The organism is Streptomyces sp. YS-3 (assembly GCF_045257485.1).
GTDB lineage: Bacteria > Actinomycetota > Actinomycetes > Streptomycetales > Streptomycetaceae > Streptomyces.
In genome coordinates, this window is the sequence record NZ_JBJHPC010000415.1 from 1 (window position 1) to 6,539 (window position 6,539).

Below are 6,539 nucleotides of genomic sequence, written 5' to 3' on the forward strand. Positions count from 1 at the left end.
GGGTGGGGGAGGGCCAGGCGTTGGTGCCGGTGCCTACGGCTCCCTTGCCGTCACCCTTGTAGAGGTTGAAGCGCTGCTGGTTGTTCCACAGGCCGCCCAGGTCGGTCCGGCCGTCGCCGTTGAAGTCGCCGGACAGGACGACGGGCATGCTGCCCCAGCCCTTGTCGGGCCAGATGGAGGTGCCCTTGTCGAGACCGCCGGTGGTGGTGCCGTTGTAGCGCAGGAGGCTGCCGTCGCCTGCCAGGGCGATGACGTCGTCGCGGCCGTCGCCGGTGAAGTCCCCGGCGGTGATGCGGCGCATGTTCACCCAAGAGGAGTCCGGCCACATCTTGCGGCCTGCGCCGAGCGTGCCGTCGGTGTTGGCGGCGTAGGCGTAGAGATCGCCCTTGTCGCCGGCGTTCCATACGGCGAGGAGTCCGTCGCGGCCGGAGCTGTCGGCCTTGAAGCGGGTCAGCTGGAGCATGTCGTTCCAGTTGGTCTTCTCATCGCTCCACATCGGCTTGGCGGCGGCGAGGGTGCCGTCCGACTGCCCGGCGTACAGGCGCAGTGCTCCGTTGCCCCATACGGCGGCGATGTCAGTGATGCCGTCGCCGTTGAAGTCACCACCGATGATCTTCTTGATGCCCGTCCAGCCGTTGTCCGTCTTCCACAGCGGCCGGCCGAACTCGAAGGTGCCGTCGGCGCGGCCCGCGAAGGTGTACAGGTTGCCGTCCTTGGTGATGGCGGCCAAGTCATCGCGTCCGTCGCGGTTGAAGTCACCGCTCGTCATCACGGAGGTGACGTTCGGGATCAGCGACTGCAGACGCACCTCGGGGGTGGTCTGACGTATGTGCTCGACCCACGGGGCCAGGTCGTCCACGCGGACGTTGACGGCGCCGGTGCGGGTCTCGGCCGGGTTCGCGCCCAGGCAACCGCCCTGCCATGAACGTGAGTTGACGGCCGCCAGCTCGACACCGCCGTCCTTCACCCGCAGCGCCGGTCCGCCCGCGTCGCCCTGGCAGATCACCGCGTCGCCGGAGGCGTTGAGGGCGACGGTGCCGGCGTCGGCGGAGGCCACCGTGAACGCGCCGGAGTGCAGCTTGTCGGGCACCCACTCCGTCTTCGTCCGTCCGAATCCCAGTGAGGTCAGCTGCTCACCCGCCGCGGGAGCACTCGTGGCGAGCTTGGCCGGGTCCACGCCGACGACCGGCCAGGCAAGCTTGACCATCATCAGGTCACGGTCCGCGTGGGGGACGAGGTCGACGGCCTCGACCACATTGCCGCCCGTCTGCCTCAGGTCGGCGCGGCCCACCGTCACGGTGGTCCTGACCGAGGGTTTACCGGCCGCGGCGGCCTTGCCGTCCACGACGAAACAGCTGGCGGACGTCAGGACCCACTGCGCGTCGACCAGTGCGCCGGTGCACGCCGAGTTCTCACCGATGTTGAGCTTCGCGGTGAAGGCGTAGGTGTTGGTGGGGACTTCGCTGCCGGAGAGGGCGGAGGCGGGGAGAGCGGTCAGGGTGCCGGTGCCCACAGCAGTGGCGAGCAGGGCGGTGGTCCACGAGTAGCGTGAACTCTTTCTGGACATCTGCATTCCTTGTAACTCGTGATGGTGGTGCGGTCAGGTTTCGGCCGACGGCGGGAATGGGGTTACTGGACCAGTTCCATGTGCGGATGGCCGGGGGATACCGAGCAGACGTGGAGTTGCAGGTCGTAGCCCCGGGCGAGCTCGAGCAGGGTCGGGTTCCACGGTTCGGGGTCGGTGAGCGACGCCGTGGAACGGGCTTGGTCCTCGTAGGGGATCCAACTGTGGGTGCTGGAGTCCCATTCGGACGAGGCGATGGTCAGCAGCGGATTCATCTCGGCGTCGCACGCGGGGCACAGCCGGGGGACGGGGTCGGTGAGACCCCAACGGGTCCAGCCGCCGACCTTCCAGCCCGGAGCCACGGACAGCTTGTTCAGGTAGAACTCCTGCGGGGCGACGACGTAGGAGCTGTCCACAGCGGACCCGGCCGGCTCCCATCTGCTCCAGTCGTCCAGCTGCTGCTGCAACTCCCCGCTCAGCTCCATGGGGTTGGGGTACTCGGTGACCTGCTCCGGCGCCAGCAGGCACGGCTCCGGCAGGTAGCCCGGGAACTGCACCACCGGCGGCTGGGGAGGTGCGGCGAGGATGTCGGTGACATCGGCGGCGCACCTCCAGAAGAGCGCGGTCTCGGGCTTCTCGGGGTGGTCGAAGGGGCACCACAGCACCTGGAGCAGATCGGCGCCCGCGGGCGGACGCAGCAGGGGAACGTCACGTACGTACAACTGGGCCACCGGCAGCAAGGCGACCGGCCCCTCGGGCCATGGGCGGCCGGCACTGATGCGTCCCTCGATGGCCCGTTCCTCGGCCGTGTGCTGGGCGGCGTGCGGGCCGTCGTGCGCTCGCAGAGCCACCCTCGCCCGGATGCGCCGCTGAAGGCGCACCTCGTGCGGCGCGAGGGGCGCGTTCACCTGGTCCCATCTGTGCGGGCCGGGGCAGTACGGCCACGGCTCGTCGGCGGGCCACAGCAGCGGCCCGCCGACCGAACTGTCCTGCGGTGACGGAGTCCCGGGCCGGGGGTGCAACCGGGTCGCCCGGCGCGCCAACGGGGCCAGCTGAGGAAAGACCGCCGTGACGTCGACCGGCCGCGGCGGGGTGGTACGGCTCATTCCGGCTCCCGTTGGTGTGGTTCGATCGCGGTCAGTTGCCGAGGTTCAACTGACCGGTGTCCGACTTGGTGTTGGGGATGTAGACGTCGGGGAACAGCGGCTGGGTCGATCCGTCCGCCCGCTCGATCCTGGCGGTCATCGTGACCCCCACGGGCACTGTGCTGGTGCTGTCCTGGTAGTCGGGCGTCACCTGGTAGAAGATCGCGTCGTTGGGCCCGATGGTGCCGTCCTTCACCGCCTTCTGGGCGATCACCTCGAAGGTCCGCATGCTGGGAGTTCCGGTGTTCATTCCCGCCTGCCAGCAGGGGACGAGGTTGAGCTGCCCGCCGTCCTGTACCTGGCCCTTACCGCCGAGGATGTTGGCTATCAGGTGGCACCGGGCGAGCCCGTACGGCGCCGAGGCGCCGGGCGCCGCGTAGGGGCGGGCGTATTGCTGTGCGTCCTGCCAGCCGGTGATGTCCCCCACTGCGGGGCTGCCCGTGCCGGGCACCTTACCCAGGCAGGCCTGTGCCATGGCCGCCCGAACACCGGCCGCGTCGGGCGGGGTGGTGTTCTTGTTGCGGTGCGCGACCGGATCGGTGGTGTTCCTGATCCACCCGTTGCCGGACTGGAAAGCGTCGGTGGGTGATGCTCGCAGGCAGGCGGCCTGCGGCTCGGCGACCGACGCGCTGATGTCGACCTTGAACTGCTCGGCCTCCAGCACGCGCTGATTCGTGAAGCCGTCGGAGAGCTGTCCCTCGGCGGCCTGTTTGTCGGCCAGCGGGACATGGGCCCGCACGCAGCGCTTGCCCGCACCGCCTTCCAGTACGGAGAAGTCCCAGCCACCCGTGCTGTGGGTCGGGATGATCTCGGCGCACTGAGCGCCGTCGGTTCCCCCCTCATGGGTGGCGGCGAAAGGGAATTCGCCGCAGCTGTCGGTCGGAACGATGTCCGTCCGCTCCTGGAAGGGCTTCGAACCACCACTTCCGCAGGTCCGAGCCGTACGGTCGGCGATGTCGTTCTTCGCCCGGGTCAGCGGCTTGTCGCGTCCCCAGCCGTCGGCGAGGTTGCGCTGACCCCACAGGTATCCGGCCGCCGCGGCGCCCGCGTCCGATCCGTTGGGCAGCGTGCCCATCGGGATCACTGGCATGAAGCTGGGGACGACGCAGCCGGGGGCGGGTGTGCCGGTGCCGTTGGCCGTGTCCCGGACGTCATCGTCGCAACGGATCTTCTCCGGGTTGCTCCAGGCGGCGTTCGGGTCCGTGATCTGCGCGCCGGGGGACGTCACGAACAGTTTGTACGACGTGGTGAAGTCGAGCTTGGTACCAGGGGCCGGGGCGGAGGCGTACTCCACCGTGCCGCTGATGATCTGGTCCTTGACCAGACTCTTGCCCTCCCACGGGCTGGGGTCGGTGACGGTGCAGCCGGCCGAGCAGGCGGCCCTGAACTTCACCCCCAGGGTGGTGACGGCGTCCGTCGCACCGGTCATCATGACCCTGACCTGCTCTTTCCAGGTCTTGCCCTTGGCGGGCAAGGTGGCACCGGTGGAAACGCTCAGCGTTCCGGTTCCGAGCACCCTGCCGTTGCTGTCCTTGAGCGTGTACAGCACGGTCAGGTCGTACGCGCAGTACTGGAAGCGGTTGTAGTACCACGTCGCGGGAGTCGTGATCGCGCAGCTGCCCTCGTCGGCCGCGGCTGGGGCCGCGGGTGGAATGGTGGCGAGGGCCCGCTTCCCTGCGGTGGCCGCCGGCTTGGGGCTGATCGTGACACAGGCCTGGACGGCCCCTGCCCGGCGCTCGCGGGAACCGGCGCGCGTGGGCTCGCAGTTCTCGCCGCGGGTCGGGGTGACGGGCCGGGTCTTGGCGGGGATGGCGACGCGGGGCAGATCGCCCAGGTCGATTCTGTCCGCCTTGTGCCGGGGCGCCTCCGACAGCGGCGACTCCGCGGCCTTGCCGGTGGCGGCGGCGCCCGGAGTGGTTGACGGAAGCGGGGGTGTGGCGTCGGCGGCGGCGGTGCCGGTCGCGACGACGCTCAAAGCGAGGAGGAGGCCGGGAAGTATCCGTCTCGCACGTGGTGAAAACATATCTACTCTCGGTAGGTGGCCATCCCGAGCACGCCCTGACGGGCCGTGTGATCAGGTGAGATGAGCTGCGCTCTGCCGGGCTCGCCGGAGCCCGCCGCGCCGGGCGGTCGCGGCAGCCACGCGCGCCGTGGTGGCACGGGTTTGTGGCCTGCCGCCGACGCGAGAACCCGCCCCCGTGACGGGGGCGGAGTCCGAGCGGCCGGCACGGCGAGCAGCGCGGGTCCTATGCGCGGGGACCCGGGGCAGGTCGCGTCACCAGAAGGACTTGACGAGGCCGGACACGGCGTCGCCGACCTTTTCGACCTCTCTGATGACCGGCTTGGCCACGGCCGTGGCGGCCTTTCCGCCGCCGCGGGTGACGAGCTGCAGTGCCGTGCGGCCCGCGGAGATGGCGAATTCGCCGCTGGTGAAGCCGTATTCGATGCCGGTGGCGATCGCGCTGACTCCGGCGGCGGCAACGGAGATACCGAGGCAGACGGCTGCGATGCTGCCGAGGATGGGCGCGGCGGGCCAGAAGACGCACGCGACGCCGAAACCTGCGGCGAGGAGTCCGGCGGCCGTGCTCACCTTGTCAGCGGTGTTGGCCCACCACTTGGCGTCGTTCCACCATTCGTCCTGGCCGGGTTGGCTTCCCTTGGGGTTGACCGTGTCGTTCTGCGTGGTGTTCGACGGGTTGCGGTTGGCGTCCCGGTCCTTCTGTGCCTGCTCGGCCGCGGCACGCGCGGCTTCCCGCACCTCTGCCGCGCGCTTGTCGGCCGCGGTCTGGCGTGCCTCGGCGGCTGCCGCGGCTGCGGTCTTGGCGTCCCGGCCGGCGTTGAGCTCGGCCTGGTGGGCGTTGGCGGCGGAGGCCGCGGCGCTGTAGGAGGAGGCGAGTGCGCTGCGGGCCGCGTCGATGGCGCGGTTGGCGGAGTTGTTCGCCGCGCGGGAGGCGCTCTGGGCGGTGGCGGCGGCGTCCTTGGCCTTGTCCGCCGAGGCCTGGGCGTCGGCGGCGGACTTGTCCGCCGCGCTTGCCTGCTGGCGGGCCTGCTTGGCGTAGTCGTCGGCCAGTGCGGCGGAGTCCAGCGCCTTCTGGGCCCAGTGCTGGGCCTCGGTCCCGGCATCGCGGGCCACGGCCGCGACCTGGGAGGCGAGGGCTGCGTCCTGCTGCGCGTCCTGGGCGAGTTTGGCCGCTGCCGCGATGGTCGCCTGCATGGCGGCGGCGTGGCTGAGGGAGTCGTAGTCGAGCTGGGCGGCCTTGTGCTGGACGGATTCCACGAAGCGCCGGCGCATCCAGGCGGGGCCCTCCATGGCGACCTCGGCATAGGCCTTGGAGTACGCGTCGCCGGAGGCGATCACCTTCATGGTGGAGACGGCGTCGTCCTCGGCGATGGCGTCCGCCAGCTCCTCGTCGAAGAACTTCTGGAGGGCTTCGGGGGTGTTGGTGTTGAGTGCGTCGTTGGCGGCCTTCGTGACGGCCTTGCCGGGCTTCTCGTTGAGGATCTTGAGGATGTTGACCCTGTTGTCCTCGGCCCGTGACTTGATGACGCCGCCGGTGTTGAAGTCCCCTTCCGCGGGGATCCCGCCGGTGAGGGCCTGGACGGCCGCCTTCGCGACGGCCGGCTCGGAGACCTGGGCGATGAAGAGGATGGTCTCGCGGTCGTCCTGGGAGGCGGCGAGCTGGCGGTCGAGGTCGATCCAGGAGTAGACGTCGTAGTCGGATCCGGCGAGTGCGAAGCGGGCGGCCTGACGGGTCCAGGTGCCCTTGGAGTCCAGCAGTGCGGTGGCTGCCTGGCGGCCGAGGGTGGCGGCGACGGCGAGGTCGTCGTTG

At 70.2% G+C, this 6,539-nt stretch carries 3 protein-coding genes and 1 pseudogene; all 4 read right to left on the bottom strand.

From position 1 onward, the window contains the following. Window positions 1–1,567: trypsin-like serine protease (locus ACJA3G_RS26825; RefSeq protein ID WP_406555618.1), on the bottom strand; the 1,567-nt coding region annotated here is incomplete at its 3' end. 62 nt (window positions 1,568–1,629) lie between these two features. Then, window positions 1,630–2,670, bottom strand: a complete 1,041-nt coding sequence (locus ACJA3G_RS26830; protein WP_406555619.1) for a hypothetical protein — start codon at window positions 2,668–2,670, stop codon at window positions 1,630–1,632. Window positions 2,671–2,701: 31 nt separating this feature from the next. Beyond that, a complete protein-coding gene (locus ACJA3G_RS26835; RefSeq protein ID WP_406555620.1) occupies window positions 2,702–4,684 on the bottom strand; it encodes a DNA/RNA non-specific endonuclease in 1,983 nt (660 codons plus the stop codon). Between the two features lie 300 nt (window positions 4,685–4,984). Then, window positions 4,985–6,539 (bottom strand): annotated as a pseudogene (locus tag ACJA3G_RS26840) (ALF repeat-containing protein); the annotation flags it as partial.